The organism is Mesotoga sp. HF07.pep.5.2.highcov, assembly GCF_003666285.1.
Classification (GTDB): Bacteria; Thermotogota; Thermotogae; order Petrotogales; family Kosmotogaceae; genus Mesotoga; species Mesotoga prima.
Genome location: NZ_JFHJ01000169.1, coordinates 1 through 18,335 on the forward strand (window position 1 = coordinate 1; position 18,335 = coordinate 18,335).

An 18,335-nucleotide genomic window follows, 5' to 3' on the forward strand; every position below is an offset into this window, starting at 1 on the left:
GGAAGAGCCTTTCCGAGATTCCCTCTGTTACTGAGAAGTCTGTTGAAATCTCGCGATCCCTTAGAGAGAAGGGATTCACTTTTGTTGGGCCAAAGATAGTATATGCACTGATGGAGGCAACAGGTATAGTGAACGATCATCTGGTGGGTTGCTTCAGATATTCTGAAGTTCTCCGATGCAATTGAGTGTTCCAGGATACACTGAAGAATTGATGATATAATAACTCTTAACTTGTAGGAGATTAATGGGGGGTTTTTATGAGCTGGCTTAATACAGAAGAGATTTTCGCCCTCATAGATTTGATTGATTCCAGTAACGATTCATATGAAGAGAGATTCAAGAGAGTTTTAGCCACTCCTCTCGCCAGTATGTTTAAACAATTCCATATACGCGATTCAGAGGCAAGGGAATGCCTAGTGACCGCCTTTTCGCGTAGAGAAGATCTTTCTGGTCTTTCAAAGGACTGCACGGAGCTCATAGCGTACATGGATAAAATCAGGGAAAGAAAGCTTGAACTGAGAGCTTTCTTCGATTTGATTATTGAGAATGAAGCAGGAATTAGATCTAAGGCAATATCCAAAGCACAAGAGTATCTTCCTAAGGGAGTAACTTTTGATGGCCTGAAGGTCTTTTTCATTCCTATGCCTTATAATGCAAATGCCGATCATAGAGGTGTGTATTTCGATCCGCTTTTTGCTCTTGATATGGGTCTTGAAGCTATTGAAGAAGTAATGGCTCATGAGGCACATCATGTAGCAAGGAATTCGATAACAAAGGAAAGACTTGAGTTCGGTGATTCTCCACTTGATCAGTTGGTCTACAGATTTGTGGGCATAGAATGTGAAGGAATCGCAAATATGGTTAGCGATGCGTCGAGAATACCATCAATGAAGAGAATTGCGCTGCAGCGAACGAAAATGATGGGAGAGTTCGAAAAGCATCTCGAACTGCTTCAAGAAGTGTTCCTGAATCTCTCCTTTAAGAACATCTCCGACGACGAAGCAAGGTCGATTATGGAAAGAAGCTGGTTTAGTGTCGGGAGCCTTGCCCCCGTGGGAATGAGAATGGCTTTGGAGATCGAAAATGAGTTAGGGAAGGACAGACTCATCGAAACTGTCGGAGACACGGTTGGATTCCTTAAATCCTATCAGGAGGTAGCTCTGAAAAAGTCCTACTACCTCCTGGAAGATGAAACGTTTATTAAGCTGGGTCAACTTCTCAAAGCGTAGCCTATCAAATCTTTGCTGCGAAACCTGAGCCGAATTCTCTGCAGTCATCAAGCTGTCTTCGTCTGGTGACCAAAGCTTTTTTAATCCTGGCTGAACGATTTCGAAGCCGGCATCTTCTACCATTTTTGTCAGAACATCCACAGACTCTCCACTCCATCCATAAGTACCAAATACGGCTGCCTTTTTACTCTTGAAGGACAGACCTTTTACTTCATGAAGCATACCGGAAAGCGGTGCCAAGATTCCTTTGTTCACTGTAGGAGAACCAAAGAGAGCTGCCTTGGCCTTAAACAACTCCGTCACAATATCGTTCTTGTCTATTTTTCCCGCATTGAAGAGTTTGACTGCGGTACTACCACTAGCGCTGGCAATGCCTTCTGCGATGGCTTCGGCCATTTTTCTAGTCCCCTCCCACATCGTGTCATACACAATTGTCACCTGATCTTCCTGGTAGTTGTCTGCCCACTCAAGATACTTCTTGACAATCTGTGCGGGATCCTCCCGCCAGATGACTCCATGACTGGGGCAAATCATATTCAATGGAAGATTGAATGACAAGACCTCCTTGATCTTCTTTATGACCAGTCTGCTAAATGGAGTGAGGATATTTGCGTAGTACTTCACTGCTTCTTGAAATAGTTCCGCCTGATCTACGAGGTCGTTGTAGAGAAGTTCAGTTGCATAATGCTGACCAAACGCATCGTTGCTGAAGAGAATTGCGTCACCATCGAGATATGAAAACATCGAGTCGGGCCAGTGCAGCATAGGTGCTTCAATAAAGGTGAGCGCCTTACTGCCGAGATTTAGAGTGTCGCCGGTTCTTACTGTGACGAAATTCCAGTCCTTGTGGAACTGCCCTTTGAGGGACTTGACTGCGTTTGCAGTACAATAGATCGGCGTGCCGGGAATCTCTTTCATCAACGCAACCAGTCCACCGCTGTGATCAATCTCCCCGTGGTTGGCGATTACGTAGTCGATCTCGGATAGATCAATTTCTTTTTTCAGGTTCTCCACGAATTCCTCTGCAAAAGGTGCCCAGACAGTATCGATCAAAGCTGTCTTTTCATCTCTAATCAAATATGCGTTGTAGCTGGATCCTCTGTGGGTTGAATAGTCTTCTCCATGAAATTTCTTCAGTTCCCAGTCAACCTTTCCTACCCATGTTACGCTATCGGTTATTTTCCTGCCCATTTCGATACCTCCTTAAATACATCAATACTCTACCAAGATTACCGGCTTTAAGCGGTAACATTTGTTACACAATTCTTCAGGCTCTGACCAAAAATCATCTGCCGTGCAGTGTTCCTAATTAAAACGGAGACGTCTATCAGCTTGGGAAGGCTGGTTGTTGAGGCGTTTGCGTTTGATCATGACATTTCGCCTTTTCTTCAAGAGATCTGAATTTTGTGTGCTCAATGGTTGGGATCTAAAAGTATCCTCAGATGCGTGATATGCTAATATATAGTTTGGCGCATTGTCTTTTGCCCTTTTTCGTTCTGGTTGTTGAGGGTTCAGCAAAGATTAGTCGCGAATGATTGGAGTATCTCATGAGTAATGACATCACTTATTTATTTGATCTTGATGGAACGCTTAGCTCTGTTTCCGATGAAGATTTTGCACGGCGGTATTTTCAGCTCATCTCGCTCTTTGCCAATGGAAAAGTAGACTTTGAAAAACTGATGGTCTCTTTGAAAAGCGCACTCGAAGTGCTATTTGATAGAAGAGACGGCATAAAGAGCAATTACGAACTCTTTATGGAAAGCTTTGTCCATTTCATGGGAGATCACACGGTAAAATGGTACGAGGATTTCTTCGATGAGTTTTACGAGAACGAGTATGAAGAACTTGAGAAAATTGTGAGCCCTAGAGAGAATGTGGTGGAGGCCCTGAAAAAGCTTTACGGCTCGGGTAGAAAGATAATTATTGCAACGAACCCAATCTTTCCACACAAGGCAATAAGAAAAAGACTTCAATGGGTGGGAGTGGATGAAAAGCTAACCAACTACGTGACCACTATGGAGAACTCCCATTATGTAAAGCCTAGTACAGAATATTACCTGGAAATTCTGGAGAATAACTCACTCGATGCAAAGTACTGCGTAATGATCGGGAACGATTACAAAATGGATGGTGCTTGCACGTCTGCGGGGATTGAATATGTCGATGTGAGTTCGATTCAATCTATCTGGAGAACAACTTAGACTGCACTCCCGCCATAAGTTCAGCCGTAAATCTCGAGATCAAACGCAGAACATCTTCTCTGTCCTGGGCATTTTCAACGAAATCATATTTATCACCATCGATTATCAACTTCCGACAAAACGTGACTCTGCCGATCCATTCTTCGTATAGTCCGTTGAGTCTTTCGATATAATCCTCGCTTACGCCACTTTCAAAACCCCGGCCCCTCTTTTTTATCCTTTTCAACAAGACGTTCTTAGTGCATTTTATGTAGACAATGCCATCGGGCGCTGTTAAGTGTTCTGAGAGCGTTTCATAAGTGTCCAGATAAAGTCTCCAGTCGCGGTCATCTATGTAGCCCATCAGTTTGAGATTGCGGGCAAATATCTCCACGTCCTCGTAAATAGTCCTGTCCTGAAGTATGACAGCACCTTCAGTTACGACTCTCTTCAGAAAGTCAAAACGCTTTATTAGAAAGAACAACTGCGAGTGAAAGGCCCACCGCTCCATATTTGAATAGAAATCCTCCAAAAATGGATTTTCATCCACGGCCTCGTAGACACCTCTAAAGCCCAGTGTTTCCTCAAGCAATGAAGTCAGAGATGATTTTCCTGCTCCAATGTTTCCGCATATTCCCAAAATCATAAGTTCGCCTCGATTCTGCTGAAAACCATGTTGAGATCATCAACGTTTCGCACAAAGTCTATGCTTGAAGTATCTATCCTCAGGACTCTGCTCTCGGAAAACGCTGCCATGTATTTCTCATATGTGTCGATTAGCATAGCAATATACGTTCTATCCATTCTCCTCTCAAACGGTCTATCTCTGAGAGCTATTCTTTTCATCAGGGTGTCGATATCCGCGTAAAGATAGATTATCAGATCTGGATAAAGCACCTGATCTTTGAGAACGGAAAAGATCTTCTCGTATAGTTTCAACTGTTCTCCTTTCAAAGTTAGAGACGCAAAAAGATGATCTTTCATGAATGCATAGTCTGAGATAACCCCCTGTCCCTGCGAAGCGGCTTTTTTAACATTCGATTGCTGATCGAACCGGCTTATCAAAAAGAAAAGCTGAGTTTGAAAAGCCCACCTTTCGATGTCTTCGTAGAAGTGAGCAAGAAATGGGTTTTCTTCAACAACTTCGAGCACTACCGGCATTGTATACTTTTGAGACAACAATTTCACCAGAGTCGTCTTACCTACTCCAATTACACCCTCTACGGAAATATACTTCCCGCTTGCTTTAGAAAACATCATAAGAGTTTCCTTCCCCCGTTTCTCAAAACATGACCAATACTCTCGACCACCTGATTAACATGTCCGCGATGCCTTTTCAAAAGGAAGACCATTGGAAAAACAGTTGACATTCCATGACTCAGTTATTCCTAAGATGACCTAAGCCCATCGAAAAAGGGCTTAAGATAATCGATGACGGGTTCAAGATAGTAATGTACAGTTTCATGGTAACCCGGAACAGAGAGTACTATCGAATCACCGATTGTTCCGGCTCCAACTCTGTAAAGACACAACGAGGGATCGGCGACTATTGCGTTTCTAAGCATCGCAGTTTCAATTCCCGTTGCTCTTTTGTCCACGAGAGATAAAACGACCTCCGGACCTATGTCCTCTTTGTATAGCCCCGTTCCTCCAAGAACAAGAACGATGTCGTTTGAGCATGAATCTGAGTATATAGCCTCTTTCAGGTCGCTCATTACAGGGTCAACGTCTGTGGATCCAGTATACGTGATGCCATGACTCTCGAGGATCTTCTTAGAAATCTCTGTGGATTGCGATATCTCATCAAAAAAGCCAGATTCAAGAACCCTTATTATTTTGCACCTGTACACTGAACACCTCCGAACTACTTGAAGAAGACATAAGTAGAAATTGGTTCGAGCTTGACCTTACCTGAGAGTCTTTCGAGGGGCTTCTCAGAGATTCTATCTCTATCCACGACGAGGTTCCAGCTTTCATCAGGTAGAGTTATCTCGGCTGGTTCAAGGTTCCCATTGAATATCACAAGTATTTCTTCCCATGAGTCACCAGCTGACTTGCCGTCTATCACGTAAGCAACGATATTTCTGGGAGCATCAAGAAATTTTAGATTCTTTCTTATCTCTTCGGCCGTACTCATCCTGAATGATGGATGGTTCTTTCTAAGTTCTATCAGTCCCTTATAATAGGTGAAGAGGTCAATGAATTCTGCCTTCCTTGAATAGTCCATCTTGTTCAAATCTACACCGGCATTGTAGCTGTTATCATTGCCGAACTTCGTTCGAGCAAAGTCAACTCCACCATGAAGAAATGGAATTCCCTGAGAAAGAATCACTATGGCATTTGATAGCTTCTGAGCGCTTGTCAACAACTCTCTTGAAGCATCTGGCATTGCTGCGCTATTCTTGTCCCACAGAGTCTGATTATCGTGAGCAGAAACATAGTTTATAGTCTCAGAAGGGTCATCCGCAAAGTCCTTAATGTCACTGCTGTATTCGATACTTCCCACAATACCACGCATAATCCTTCTTTCTTTGGCCCTGCTCCCAAGAGAAAAGCCCTTCACTTTCTCATCGAAAACGCTTCCTCTTATTGCATCTCTGAGATTGTCGTTAAAAACAGCTACACCGGTTCCGCGTTGATCGCCTTTCCCAAATGTAACGGTTGCCCCCCAACCTCCCCACGGCTCGCCATAAAGCAGAATCGTCTTGTCTATTGCATGAAGTTCTCGGTCGATGGCCAGAACGGTTTCTTTATCTATAAGACCCATCAAATCGAATCTGAAGCCATCAATTCCGTATTCGTTGACCCACATCTTAAGAGAATCAAGAATATGCTTTCTCATCATTGGCCTTTCTGAAGCTATCTCATTACCGACTCCAGTTCCGTTCAAATATGCACCTGTGGCGTCTGTTCTATAGTAATAATATGGGACTGTCTGATCGAAGGGAGAAGAAGAACCTGTTGTAGCCGTATGATTGTACACAGTGTCGAGAATTACCCTTATTCCTTTTTCATGAAATGCCATGACCATTGCCTTAGATTCGAGAATTCTACTGAGAGGACTGTAAGGGTCAGTGCTGTAATGTCCTTCCGGAACCATGTACAGATAAGGGTCATAGCCCCAGCCGTATTCGCCTTCCTCACCTTCATTTAGGTAGTGAATATCGTTGAAAGGCATTATGTGAACGTGTGTTACACCGAGCTCAACAATGTGGTCAATTCCGACAGTAACTCCATCAGGTCCCGTTCTTCCGGTCTCGGTTAGGCCTAAGTACTTACCCTTATTCTCAACATTGGTATTTGGGTCGGAAGTCATGTCTCCAATGTGGATTTCGTATATTATTGCGTCCTCCGGTTTGTTAAATATCGGCACTTTTTGTTGGGCCCAGCCTTCAATAATGGTTTTAGCGGGATCAACGACAACTGATCTCTCACTGTTTTTTGTAACCGCACGGGAATAGATGTCAATTGTTTCTCTTTCCTTGCCATAAGAGACGAATCTGTATTTGTAAGCCCGCAGATGAAGATTGCCTTGAACGATTGCTTCCCAAACACCTGCTTCTATTCTTTTCATGGGGACTTCAATAAAGCTGTCCGAGTAGAGATCGTCAAAGAGAATTAGCGTTGCTGAAGAGGATACGGGAGACCAGACTCTGAAGACTGTCTCCTTCTCCGAGTAAATCGAACCAAGTTCACCATGGTAGAAGAATTCAGAATTATCGAGCGCTTTTCTGACAATTATGTCGCCTGGAAGAAAACCTTCGATCTCCAGAGATAGCCTTTTGCTAACTGACTTGGGCGCAAGTGGTTCGGTCAGTGTTATCTTCACGTAGTTAGTTACCGATACATCAGTGGGATCTGCCTTTTCGAAGCTCTGAATCTTAACCGGCGAACCGTCTAGAAGGACTTCAGGTAAGACTGTCTTAGTATCAACCGGTGCTGAAAGTGAAGCGTAGATCTCACTCAAAGAATCAAGAAAGGCCATCTTAACTCTGGGAGTTAGATCAATTCTGTCCGGGCTCGTCAAAAAATCCTCTTCCCCTTCGATCACCCATATTTCAGCAACTCCAGAATCGGGAATATCTACGAACCTATCTGCTGTAATATCCTTCTTTTCCCATTCTCTTAGCCTTACTATGAATCCCAGTCTAGAATGTTTTTCAGAGAACTTTACAGTTGTAACTACTCCGAATTCGTCTCTCCTATCAAAAGAGTAAGACTTACCATCCATACTTTTCGGTTTGTCAGGCCAGACCCATAGGTTCCAGCCATCGTAGTTGTCATCGTACCTGTGATAATGGATTATAATTACGGTCGCTGCGTCATAATCTTCTGCACTTTTTCCCATACTTTCTCCCGTAAAAGCAAAAATCGTTGTTCCGAAGATTAGCAAAAGGAAGAACAACACTCTTTTCATTATAAAGCCTCCCTCAATCAAGTGGGGTTACAGTGAAGCCACTAATTCTCCTGTCATATTCATATTCGAATAACCTCTCACTTCCATTTTCATCCTTAATCTTCAGATAACCGCCTCTGGGATCCAAATAACTTTCCCAAAAAAATCATATTCAAACGAAGTGGTTCTTGATCTATCCAGTGTGATAAGTATTCTAAGCTCTTCAGCAGTTTCAATAGGTTCTTGAGAATCCAACGAAAAAACATCTTCGTCGGTAGTTCGATCAGCTCGAGATAAGATTGAAACCTCTGAACCTTCAAGATATCCGCCCTTATCGGCAGCAAGAATCAGAAGAGCGTGCTCACCGTTATCGAAAATATCAATCTTAGAAATCGTTAGTCTTGCTGCACCTCTTGAATCTTCCTCTACAACTTCCTGTACCTCTTCTGTTTCAGGTATTCCTTCTACTGCCGATTCAAGAACTTCCGACTCTTCAGCCCAGATTCCAAGACTTCTTTCGCGGGCATATTCTTCGGCCGGAACAAGTTCGATTTCTCCTCCGTCAACTGCTTTAGATAGACCGCTAGATACGATTATAGATTGAATAAGATAAACCTCACCATCCAGAAGGATCCAGACGTAAGCTGAAGCTTCCTCAGATGTGGTCACTTCATGAACAATCGCTTCAAGTCCTATGGTGTTTCTTATTAGATTCAAGCACTTCTTGCTGTTAGAGTCTGTAGACTCATATTGAGGAATCTCTGCTCCTGACAGCGAATATCTTTTGAGATGGCCATTGGCAATGATCAAGAGATCATAATTGTTTTCTGTCCCCACGATTATTCCGGTAAACCCTGAAACCGATGCTTCGGGCGTGACATAATAAAATTCTTCCATAATCTGGGAGTTAGCAAATGTGATTTCAGAGTGCGGGAGAGCTATGAAGACTATTACCATTGAGAGATACAGAGACCTCAAAGGCTTGTTTTCCTCCAAGTAGCACACCTCCAGGCGGAACTCAAAAAAAGTATAACATTATCACCCGACTTTCAATACTCTATGGTTTGAGCAAATGCTGTATGCCGTTCAAATCGTTTGGTTTTGCTGGAGGAACTCAACCTTTAGAAAGCGTTCTAAGCCTGACTATAAAGGTGAAGATAACAACGGGAACCGTCCAACCCAAATAATTGAAAACCATATCTAGAATATCGAACTGCCTGTTGGGAGATAGAACCTGAAGAAATTCGAGAATGACAGGTCCTACAATGAGAAATGAAAAGAAGGTTTTCCTAAACGCCTTGCTGAATTCTTCTCTTGAAAGAATAACAAAAAGGAACCCTCCTGCAAAGAAACCCACAAAATGAAGAAACTTGTCGCTTCCCACTTCGATTGCCGGAACTACCGGTTTCAGGTAGAAGTAGACGGTGAAAACCATGTAAATTGCTGCAGCAAGAGCCATTATCAATCTTCTCATCAATAAGAATTATGCTAGCCATGCGCACTAATGTCAATGACGCGCACCGCAAATCCCTTTGAGTCTTGAGTTGAAAAGCTTCTATTTCTTTACTATAATGAAGTGTATTGTAAATCGAGAGGAGGACACAATTCATGTCCAAGGTTTGTGAAATATGCGGTAAGTCACCTACTACAGGGAATATGGTCTCGCACTCAAATAAAAAGGCCAAGCGCTGGTGGAAGCCCAATGTTCATAAAGTCCGCGCAGTCGTTGATGGCGAGGTAAAGAGAATCAGAGTTTGTGCGAAGTGTCTCAAAGCTGGAAAAGTTACAAGAGCCATCTAGCCATAACGCGCTATTCGCGCTTTCTTACTGAGAAGGTATGAAATGAATAGCAGAAAAACCTTCGCTTTGATCGATCTATCTGCATATAGACAAAATCTTGTTTATCTGTCCGGAAAGGCGTCTCCGGCGAAACTGATGGTTGTTGTCAAAGCAGATGCGTACGGTCATGGTGCCGTGGAGCTTTCGAAAGTTGCTCAGGAATCGGGAGTCGATCGTTTAGCAGTTGCTTTTCTCGAAGAGGGAATTAAGATCCGCCAAAGCGGAATCTCTTTGCCGATTCTTGTGCTTAACTATGTGGAGAAAAAGGAGATCCCCACTGCAAAGGAGTTTTCTTTAACGCTATCTCTTTCTTCATTTGCTCAACTTGAAGACATTATTGGCTTAAATAAGCAGTTACCTGATTTCCAGTTGGTTGTAGATACTGGAATGAGGCGTCTGGGATTGGAATGGGAAGAGTCGATTGAGTTGTATAATTCGGCTGTCAGAAAGGGAATCAATATAACAGGTGCTTATACGCACTTCGCTACAGCAGATGAGAAAGGCAGTGGCTTCGTTCTTGAGCAGAGAGAAGCTTTTGGAAGATTTCTTCAAGGCTTGGGACAAAGACGAAACAGACATTTCGAAACTCATATATCTAATAGTGCAGGCACCATCTATTTCGACAATTCTGATTTCAGTTATGTTAGAGCGGGAATTGCCACATATGGCCTACAACCTTCGAAGGAAACTGATGAAAACCTGAAACCGGTTTTGTCGTGGGTTAGCTGTGTATCCTTTGTGAAGAGGATACGTACCGGCTATTCGGTTAGTTATGGCAGGACTTTTGTTGCCGATCGTGACATGCTTGTAGCTACAATTCCCGTAGCTATGCCGATGGATACAATAGACTGCTCTCTAATAGAGGATATGTTATCATTTCGGGCAAGAGATGCAAAGTGCTGGGCAGGGTTTGTATGGATCAATTCGTTGTCGACATATCTCACATTGAGAAGCCTGTCTCGATTGGTGATGAAGTTGTGATAGTTGGTACTCAAGAAGGAGAGTCGATAAGCGCCGAGGAGATAGCTGATCTGTGCGGTACCATTAACTATGAGGTGGTTTGTTCTATCTCTTCCAGAGTTCCACGGGTCTATAAGAAAGGAGTAAACTGATGAAACTCCGCGACATCATTGGAAATGAGATACTGAATCAAATAAATGCCGATCAGGATAAGACAAACAGGGATGGTTTTCCTTTTGTTTCCGATCTACGCCCGGGAAGTACTGTGCTGTCTGTTTTCAAGGTCCATTCTAAGAGAATTCAAGAGGCCCGAGACGGAAAGAAGTTTCTTCTATTAACACTTTCCGATAAGACGGGAGCTATACGAGCAATCGATTGGTTTAATGCAGAACGCAATGATTCCACTCTGGAACAGGGTATGGTAGTAAGAATCTCCGGTCGAGTAGCTGTCTATGAAGATAGAATCCAGCTTAATCTTGATTCGGAAGGGATTCAGATCCTTCAGGTTGGACAGTACGATTATGAGAGATTTATGGCTGTCACAACGAAAGATATTCCTCGGATGTACGATGATCTTCTTAGTCTCGTTGGAAGAATGAGGGATGACTATATTAGAGCTCTGCTCAAAGATATTTTCGAGAACGACAAGAAGTTCATCGAGAAGTTCATTGTTTCTCCGGCCGCTTCTAAGGTTCACCACGCTTATAAGGGTGGCCTTCTGGAGCACACAATGTCTGTCGCCGAGCTATGCGAATTCTTCGCGACGAAGTACGGAGACTCCGTTGATGGAGATCTTCTAGTTGCGGGGGCCTTGTTACATGATATCGGTAAAGTGTATGAGTACACGATTACTCCGAATGGAATTGAGAGGACAAATGACGGCGAATTAGTGGGACACATCGCTATGGGCATAGAGATGGTCAGCAAGGCTATTTCTAAAATTCAGGGCTTCCCCCGCTATCTTCAGACTGAGATAAAACATCTCCTCTTGTCTCATCACGGGGAAATGGAATGGGGCTCACCCGTAATTCCAAAGACGACGGAAGCAATTGTTCTTCATATGGCCGACGATTTGGATTCGAAGGTTGCTCAGTTCAGAGAGATTGAAGAAAGGGAATTCAATGGCTCAACTGCTTCCTGGAGCAATTACGATCGTTTTCTTAACAGAAGAGTGTTCATGAAAAACAGAAGATCCGGCGACTCAAATAGTTAGGAGTGATACTTTGCCAGACAAGCTTGTAATCGTTGAATCGCCGGCAAAGGCGAAAACGATCAGTAGATATTTAGGGAAGAACTATGAAGTCACCGCTTCCAAAGGGCATGTTAGAGATCTCCCAGAATCTAACATCGGACTTCATCCTGAAACTTTGGAACCGACTTATGAGATTCTTAAGGGGAAGGAAAAGGTCGTACAAGAGCTTTCCAAGAAGTCAAAGGGAAAACAGGTGCTTCTCGCTTCAGACCTGGATCGTGAGGGAGAAGCCATTGCATGGCACATTTCCGAACTTTTGGGTCTTCCACAAAATGAAAAGAATAGAATAGTCTTCAATGAGATAACGGAATCGGCAATAAAGGAAGCAATACTTCATCCAAGAGAGATAGACATGTCTAAAGTCGAGGCTCAAGTAGCTAGAAGGGTTCTCGATAGAATTGTGGGCTACAAAATCAGTCCAATTTTGTGGAGAACTATGAAGAGAGGGCTCAGTGCCGGAAGGGTCCAGTCCGTAGCTCTAAAGTTCATGGTAGAACTTGAGAAGAAGATAGTAGTATTTGAACCGCACCGTTTCTTCAAGATCTTTGCGAAGGTTGGCGAGGATCGATTCTCTCTTTCTCGAATCGAAGGGAAAAAGTTCACAAACAAGTCTGTAATCACTGAAGAGAAGAGAGATGAAATAATAAGCGAGCTTTCCAATACAATTTTTCACGTCAAAAACGTAAAGGAACGCACCTCCAAGAGAAACGCGCCGATGCCATTCATTACTTCAACACTTCAGCAAAGTGCAATAAGTGAGTTGGGCTGGAGTGCGAGTAAAACGATGAAGATCGCTCAGCAGCTCTACGAAGGAATTGAAACCGATCAAGGTCAGATTGCTTTCATTACATACATGAGAACCGATTCGACGAGAATATCCAACCAGGCAAGAGACAAGGCCGTCGAAATAATCGAAAGTAAATTTGGAAAGGAGTACGTTGGTCCCATCAGACCGGGCAAAAAGGGTAAGAAGATTCAAGATGCTCACGAAGCTATAAGACCAACTTATCCTGAGAACGATCCAGAGAAGGCGAGGCAACTTTTATCAGGAGACAATCTAAGGCTATATGCTCTTATCTGGAATAGATTCATAGCTTCTCAAATGGCTAGTGCGGAATACTCTGTGACCGAAGTTGAATTAGAGGATGAAAACGACAAGTACATTCTTAGCTTGACCGGGGAGAGAAGACTCTTTGACGGTTATGAGAAAATTGTCTCGAGATCATCTAAGAGTGAGATAGATCGGGACTATAAGATAGGCGAAAAGATAAAGCCTTCCATGATCGAATGGGAGGAAGATACAACTAAACCACCCTCGAGGTTCAGCGAAGCCTCTCTTGTAAAAGAGCTTGAAAAGAAAGGAATCGGCCGCCCCTCAACTTATGCAACTATAATCACCACTCTTCTCGACAGGAAGTATGTACTTCGACAATCGAGAGAACTTAGACCAACACTTCTTGGTGCGATCGTTAACGAGTTTCTGAATGAATATTTTCCCGATGTTGTTGATATGAATTTCACGGCAAATATGGAAGAAGAGCTTGACGATGTTGAAAACGGTGCAAAGAAGTGGCGAGACGTAGTGATGGGCTTTTATAGCGGGTTCAAAACTGATCTTGATGAGATAGATAAGAGAATCAAAAAGGGAGAGTTGAGAATTGAGTTCCCGACAGATAAGGAGTGTTCATGCGGTGGGTACTTCAAAGTCGTCTTTGGAAGATATGGCGGGTACTTGAAATGTGAATCTTGCGGCAAGAATGAATCAGTCGATATGACATCCTTCACTTGTGTAATCGATGGGAAGGTAATGCTGAAAGATGTTGCTGCGAATCAAAAAATAGAGATAGAGATAGAAGAAAAGTGTCCCGAATGTGGTTCTCCACTCGTCATAAGGAAGGGAAGATACGGAGAGTTCATTGCCTGTTCGGCCTATCCGAAATGCAAGTACACTAGGAATGTTAGGATCGACGCTCCCTGCCCTAAGTGCGGAGGGGTGGTTGAAAAACTCCGAAGCAAGAAAGGAAAGAATTACTTCAAATGCTCAAGTTGTGGAGAACTCTTCTGGAATGAACCGACAAATGAAAAGTGCGAAATCTGCGGCTCTTATCTCTTTCTCAAGGTTAAGCGAGGAGGAAAGAAGGTTCTGTACTGTGAGAAATGCAAGAAGGAATTTGAAATTGGAGGAGATTAATGTCTAGAAGGATTGCCGTTGTTTATGGAGGGTTTTCCAGCGAGAGAGACGTCTCTGTTAAGAGTGGAAGTAACATTTCGAAATCTCTCGAGAGGCTCGGCGCCGAAGTGATCGGTTTTGATCTCAAAAGGGATAGAATCGCGAGTCTACTCAGTCTAAAGGCCGATCTCTTCTTTCTAGCCCTCCACGGCAAATTTGGCGAAGATGGGACAGTGCAGGGGTTGATGGAACTTGCGGGATTACCCTACACTTCTTCTGATTCCAGGACAAGCGCGGTTTGCTTCGACAAAGAGATTACATACAGGCTTGTGAAAGCGGAAGTCGATCTGCCTCTATGGAAGAAAGTGATTAGCGAGAAGGATCTCGAGGGCTGGAAGATATTTCCGTGTGTAATAAAGCCCACTAGAGAAGGATCGAGCATTGGAGTGTTTATTTGTGACGATGCTTCAACTCTCATCAATAGAACCAGGTTACTGCTAGACGTGTACGACTCCCTTTTGCTTGAAGAGTATATCGATGGAAGAGAGATAACCGTTTCGATCATTGATTCAAGGGAAGGCATTAAAGTTCTACCGGTGCTTGAAATAAAACCAAAAAGACGTTTTTATGATTACGAAGCCAAATATACTCCTGGCTTAACTGAATTTGTCGTTCCCGCCCCGATAGAAAGAAGTACACTTGAATCGATAATCGAAAAGTCGGTCGCGGTTTACAAGCTTCTTGGCTGCAGGGATTTTGCGAGGGTGGATGGGATACTAAAGGGAGGAGTGTTTTACTTTCTTGAGGTAAATACCATTCCGGGTATGACTGACCTGAGCGACCTACCGATGTCGGCGAGAGCGGCCGGGATGACCTTTGATGATGTCGTTCTAGATATAATTGAGGCGGCCGATAAAAGAAACAGGAGGGAATCATGAAGACTTTTCATGGTACTACAATACTCGTTCTCAGAAAGAAGGGAAAGACGGTTATAGTCGGAGATGGTCAGATAACTATTGGAGACACCGTAATGAAAGGTACGGCGAGAAAGGTTAGGAAACTTGGCGATGGTTCAGTTCTTGCAGGCTTTGCGGGCTCTGTAGCTGATGCGATGACTCTTTTTGAGAAGTTTGAAGAAAAACTGCATGAATCCAACTCTAATTTGAAGAGGGCTGCCGTGAATTTGGCCAAGGATTGGAGGACAAACAAGATCCTTAAGAATCTTCAGGCACTTCTCCTGGTAGCGGACAGAGAGAGTATCCTACTGATATCTGGGAACGGTGAAGTTATAGAACCCGATGAAGAGGTTCTGGCTATCGGTTCTGGAGGTTCCTATGCATTGGCCGCTGCGAGGGCTCTTTTGAGAAATAGCCAACTGGAAGCCGAGGAAATTGCGGTTAAGTCTATGGAGATAGCTAGCGAAATTTGCATATACACAAACACAAATTTCACCATGGAAACACTCGGAGGAGAGAAACAATGAATAGAGAAGAACTTGACGAGTTGACTCCAAAGAGAATAGTGGAGGAGCTTGACAAATATATAGTAGGACAGGATAAAGCTAAGAGGGCAGTCGCTGTTGCGATGAGAAACAGGATCAGAAGACAAAAACTCCCTGAAGAGATAAGAAGAGACGTAATACCAAAGAACATTTTGATGATGGGGCCTACTGGAGTTGGAAAGACGGAGATCGCTAGAAGATTGGCCGAGCTCACGGGTTCACCCTTCACAAAGGTTGAGGCCACCAGGTTCACCGAAGTGGGGTATGTCGGGAAGAATGTCGAATCAATAATCCGAGAGCTGGTAGACGTAGGCGTCAACATGGTCAAGCAGGAAAAGATGGGCGAAGTAGAGGGGAAGGCATCCTATCAGGTTGAAGAGAGAATTCTGGAGGCTCTCGTCCCCGGACCTCAGACGAAAGCAGCGGGTCCCAGGAATATCATTGAGTTGTTTCAAGGCCAGCAACAACCGAAGCCGAGTCAAGAAGAGGCCGAAAGAATAAGGAATCGCAGGGAAGACTACAGAGATAGATTGAGAAGCGGCGATCTTGAGGATCTCGATATCGAGGTCGAAGTTGAAGATCACAGTCAGCAGATGATAATGATTCCGGGAATGGAAGATATGGGAATCGATATGTCAGGCGTTCTGGGCGGAATGGTACCGAAGAAGACCAAGAGAAGAAAAATGAGAATTGCTGATGCTCGTAAGACGCTTCTACCGATTGAGGCTGAAAAGCTTTTGGATATGGACAAAGTTGTAGCCGAAGCGATCGAAAGGGTGCAGAACCGCGGTATGGTCTTTATTGATGAGATTGATAAGATTACTTTCAGAAGTGGTTCCCATGGCCCCGATGTTTCAAGAGAGGGAGTTCAAAGAGATCTTCTACCGATCATCGAAGGGACCACCGTAACGACAAAGTACGGTCAGATAAGGACCGATTACATTCTCTTCGTTGCCGCGGGGGCCTTTCACACTGCCAAGCCTTCAGATTTGATTCCGGAGTTCCAGGGAAGGTTTCCGATCAGGGTCGAGCTTGATGCGCTTTCTCAAAAGGAGTTTCTGAGAATCCTTGTCGAGCCGAAGAATGCAATAACAAAGCAATACATGGCTTTGCTGGAGACTGAAGGAGTAAAAGTTACGTTCACTGAAGACGGTTTAAGAGAAATCGCGCGGGTTTCACACAGCCTGAACGAGAAAATCGAGAACATTGGAGCTAGAAGACTCTACACAGTTGTTGAGAAAGTACTCGAAGAAGTTTCATTCAATGCTCCTGAAGTTCCTCAAGAAATTGTAGTTGACGTCAACTATGTTAATGAGAGGATCGGCGAAATTGCCGCCGATGAAGACCTGAGTGCATTTATCTTGTAATGGAAAGAGCAGAGTACGCCGCAATAGCACTTTCTGGAGATTTTTCTCCATCAGAGATGGAAGAGATCGAAAATTCGGGAATTTCAGACACTCATCTTTTCAGATGTCGGACCGATCTAAACAAAGTTAAACTGAAGAGGTTTCAAAAGAGTTTTCCCGATGTGGCGAAGATTCTCTCCAGGTTTACGAAATTCATAACATTCAAGGATGTTCAATATCCCGAAGCTCTCAGGAATACCTTTGAACCGCCTTCAGTAATATTTTTTGAGGGTGACCCTGGACTTCTAAATTCAAGAAACATTCTCGCCATAGTGGGTTCGAGGAAAGCGGATGGATATGGAGCATCGATTGCCAAAGAATATGCGAAGTCGCTCTCTGAGAAAGGGATAACCATCGTAAGCGGTCTTGCGGTCGGTATTGATGCTCAGGCTCATATTGGGGCTCTTGAGGGTAGAGGCTCTACAATAGGAGTACTGGGGACGGGTATCGATGTAGCCTATCCAGCGAGCAACAGAACGCTCATAAAGTCGGTTAAGCAAAAGGGGTGTGTGATTTCTGAATTTCTCCCCGGAACGCCGCCCCTAAAGCAGAATTTCCCGAAGAGGAACAGAATAATTTCAGGCTTGGCCAGGGCAGTCTTTGTAGTGCAGGCTACTATGAGAAGCGGCTCGCTAATTACTGCAAGACTCGCGCTTGAAAACGGAAGAGATGTTTTTGCTGTGCCTGGAGACATCAACAGAAGGAATTCCGAAGGCACGAATTGGCTAATTAAGAATGGGGCAAAACTGATTTCCGAGTGCATAGACATTATCGATGAGTTTCCTGAAATCTCATTCGAGGAACCTCAGACTATGAAGTTGCAGTCAAGAGTCCTTGATCTTCTAGGCAATGGTCCCCTCACTTTTGGAGAACTACTATTGATGACGGACTTTTCCAGCAAAGATCTGATCGTTGAACTCACAAATCTGCAGCTGGGAGGCTACATCTTCGAAGAAAACGGGCGATGGAATAGAACTTAGTGTATTTGAGCTGGTATAATCTTGATGAAATGTAGAAGTAGGAATTAGAATGGAGGGAGAAAAATGCCTTACGTAAACACGAAAGAAATACTCGAAAGAGCAAATAAAGAGTTCTATGCAGTACCGGCACTGAATATCAACAATCTTGAATTTCTGCAGGCAATCATCGATGCTGGAGTGGAAGAACACTCTCCGGTAATTATCGAAACTTCCGAAGGTGCGATTAAGTATGCAGGAAATGGTGACATTAAACTGGGAGCAAAGCTTTTCGTATCGATGGTCGAAAGCTATGCGAGGAATGTCGATATTCCCGTTTCATTGCATGTTGACCACGGAAAAAACTTCAAGATAATCATGGCGGCAATTCAGGCTGGCTATTCATCAGTAATGATTGATGCGTCCGAATTCCCGTTTGAAAAAAA

The 18,335-nt window shown here is 43.7% G+C and carries 19 protein-coding genes and 1 pseudogene; 13 read left to right on the forward strand and 7 right to left on the reverse strand.

Annotated elements, in window-relative coordinates; translation table 11 throughout:
* The coding region (locus BG32_RS03225) for a DNA-3-methyladenine glycosylase I (protein ID WP_147434811.1) at positions 1-185 on the forward strand (185 nt) is incomplete at its 5' end.
* A gap of 72 nt (positions 186-257) precedes the next feature.
* Complete coding sequence (locus BG32_RS03230; RefSeq protein ID WP_121526365.1) at positions 258-1,229, forward strand: DUF5700 domain-containing putative Zn-dependent protease; 972 nt, start codon at positions 258-260, stop codon at positions 1,227-1,229.
* Positions 1,230-1,233: 4 nt separating this feature from the next.
* Here BG32_RS03230 and BG32_RS03235 read toward each other — a convergent pair.
* Positions 1,234-2,420, reverse strand: a pseudogene (locus BG32_RS03235) (anaerobic nitric oxide reductase flavorubredoxin).
* Between the two features lie 356 nt (positions 2,421-2,776).
* Here BG32_RS03235 and BG32_RS03240 point away from each other — a divergent pair.
* Entirely contained in the window at positions 2,777-3,430 is a 654-nt protein-coding gene (locus tag BG32_RS03240; RefSeq protein ID WP_006492012.1) for an HAD family hydrolase, read from the forward strand.
* Here the strand turns inward: BG32_RS03240 and BG32_RS03245 are convergent.
* The 6 genes from BG32_RS03245 to BG32_RS03270 form a co-directional block, all read right to left on the reverse strand.
* Entirely contained in the window at positions 3,411-4,055 is a 645-nt protein-coding gene (locus BG32_RS03245; RefSeq protein ID WP_006492013.1) for a deoxynucleoside kinase, read from the reverse strand. The genes BG32_RS03240 and BG32_RS03245 overlap by 20 nt on opposite strands.
* Positions 4,052-4,669: a deoxynucleoside kinase gene (locus tag BG32_RS03250; RefSeq protein WP_121526366.1), complete on the reverse strand. Its 618-nt coding sequence runs from the start codon at positions 4,667-4,669 to the stop codon at positions 4,052-4,054. The genes BG32_RS03245 and BG32_RS03250 overlap by 4 nt, the downstream gene beginning before the upstream one ends.
* Before the next feature lie 128 nt (positions 4,670-4,797).
* Entirely contained in the window at positions 4,798-5,259 is a 462-nt protein-coding gene (locus BG32_RS03255; protein ID WP_121526367.1) for a molybdopterin-binding protein, read from the reverse strand.
* Positions 5,260-5,273: 14 nt separating this feature from the next.
* The gene (gene pulA, locus BG32_RS03260) at positions 5,274-7,757 is read right to left on the reverse strand and encodes a type I pullulanase (RefSeq protein ID WP_183084272.1); all 2,484 of its coding nucleotides are present in this window, start codon (positions 7,755-7,757) and stop codon (positions 5,274-5,276) included.
* A 171-nt stretch (positions 7,758-7,928) separates the two neighbouring features.
* On the reverse strand, positions 7,929-8,801 hold the full coding sequence (locus BG32_RS03265; RefSeq protein WP_121526369.1) for a hypothetical protein: 873 nt from the start codon (positions 8,799-8,801) through the stop codon (positions 7,929-7,931).
* A gap of 118 nt (positions 8,802-8,919) precedes the next feature.
* Positions 8,920-9,264, reverse strand: a complete 345-nt coding sequence (locus BG32_RS03270) for a VanZ like family protein (protein WP_014730261.1) — start codon at positions 9,262-9,264, stop codon at positions 8,920-8,922.
* A 149-nt stretch (positions 9,265-9,413) separates the two neighbouring features.
* Between BG32_RS03270 and rpmB the strand changes: the two genes are divergently transcribed.
* The 10 genes from rpmB to BG32_RS03315 all read left to right on the forward strand — a co-directional run.
* On the forward strand, positions 9,414-9,605 hold the full coding sequence (gene rpmB, locus BG32_RS03275) for a 50S ribosomal protein L28 (RefSeq protein ID WP_014730262.1): 192 nt from the start codon (positions 9,414-9,416) through the stop codon (positions 9,603-9,605).
* Positions 9,606-9,647: 42 nt separating this feature from the next.
* A complete protein-coding gene (gene alr / locus BG32_RS03280) occupies positions 9,648-10,625 on the forward strand; it encodes an alanine racemase (protein ID WP_259459475.1) in 978 nt (325 codons plus the stop codon).
* Positions 10,520-10,756: an alanine racemase C-terminal domain-containing protein gene (locus BG32_RS16140; RefSeq protein ID WP_259459476.1), complete on the forward strand. Its 237-nt coding sequence runs from the start codon at positions 10,520-10,522 to the stop codon at positions 10,754-10,756. The genes alr and BG32_RS16140 overlap by 106 nt, the downstream gene beginning before the upstream one ends.
* On the forward strand, positions 10,756-11,817 hold the full coding sequence (locus tag BG32_RS03285; protein WP_121526370.1) for a 3'-5' exoribonuclease YhaM family protein: 1,062 nt from the start codon (positions 10,756-10,758) through the stop codon (positions 11,815-11,817). The genes BG32_RS16140 and BG32_RS03285 overlap by 1 nt, the downstream gene beginning before the upstream one ends.
* 10 nt (positions 11,818-11,827) lie before the next feature.
* Positions 11,828-14,047 (forward strand): type I DNA topoisomerase, encoded by a 2,220-nt coding sequence (gene topA, locus BG32_RS03290; protein ID WP_014730265.1) that lies wholly within the window; start codon positions 11,828-11,830, stop codon positions 14,045-14,047.
* A complete protein-coding gene (locus BG32_RS03295) occupies positions 14,047-14,964 on the forward strand; it encodes a D-alanine--D-alanine ligase (RefSeq protein WP_014730266.1) in 918 nt (305 codons plus the stop codon). Before topA ends, BG32_RS03295 begins: the two co-directional genes overlap by 1 nt.
* Complete coding sequence (gene hslV / locus BG32_RS03300) at positions 14,961-15,509, forward strand: ATP-dependent protease subunit HslV (RefSeq protein WP_014730267.1); 549 nt, start codon at positions 14,961-14,963, stop codon at positions 15,507-15,509. Before BG32_RS03295 ends, hslV begins: the two co-directional genes overlap by 4 nt.
* Entirely contained in the window at positions 15,506-16,894 is a 1,389-nt protein-coding gene (gene hslU / locus BG32_RS03305) for an ATP-dependent protease ATPase subunit HslU (RefSeq protein ID WP_014730268.1), read from the forward strand. The genes hslV and hslU overlap by 4 nt, the downstream gene beginning before the upstream one ends.
* Positions 16,894-17,913, forward strand: a complete 1,020-nt coding sequence (gene dprA, locus BG32_RS03310; protein ID WP_099771892.1) for a DNA-processing protein DprA — start codon at positions 16,894-16,896, stop codon at positions 17,911-17,913. The genes hslU and dprA overlap by 1 nt, the downstream gene beginning before the upstream one ends.
* 63 nt (positions 17,914-17,976) lie before the next feature.
* A partial coding sequence (locus BG32_RS03315) for a class II fructose-bisphosphate aldolase (RefSeq protein WP_183084271.1) occupies positions 17,977-18,335 on the forward strand: 359 nt, incomplete at its 3' end.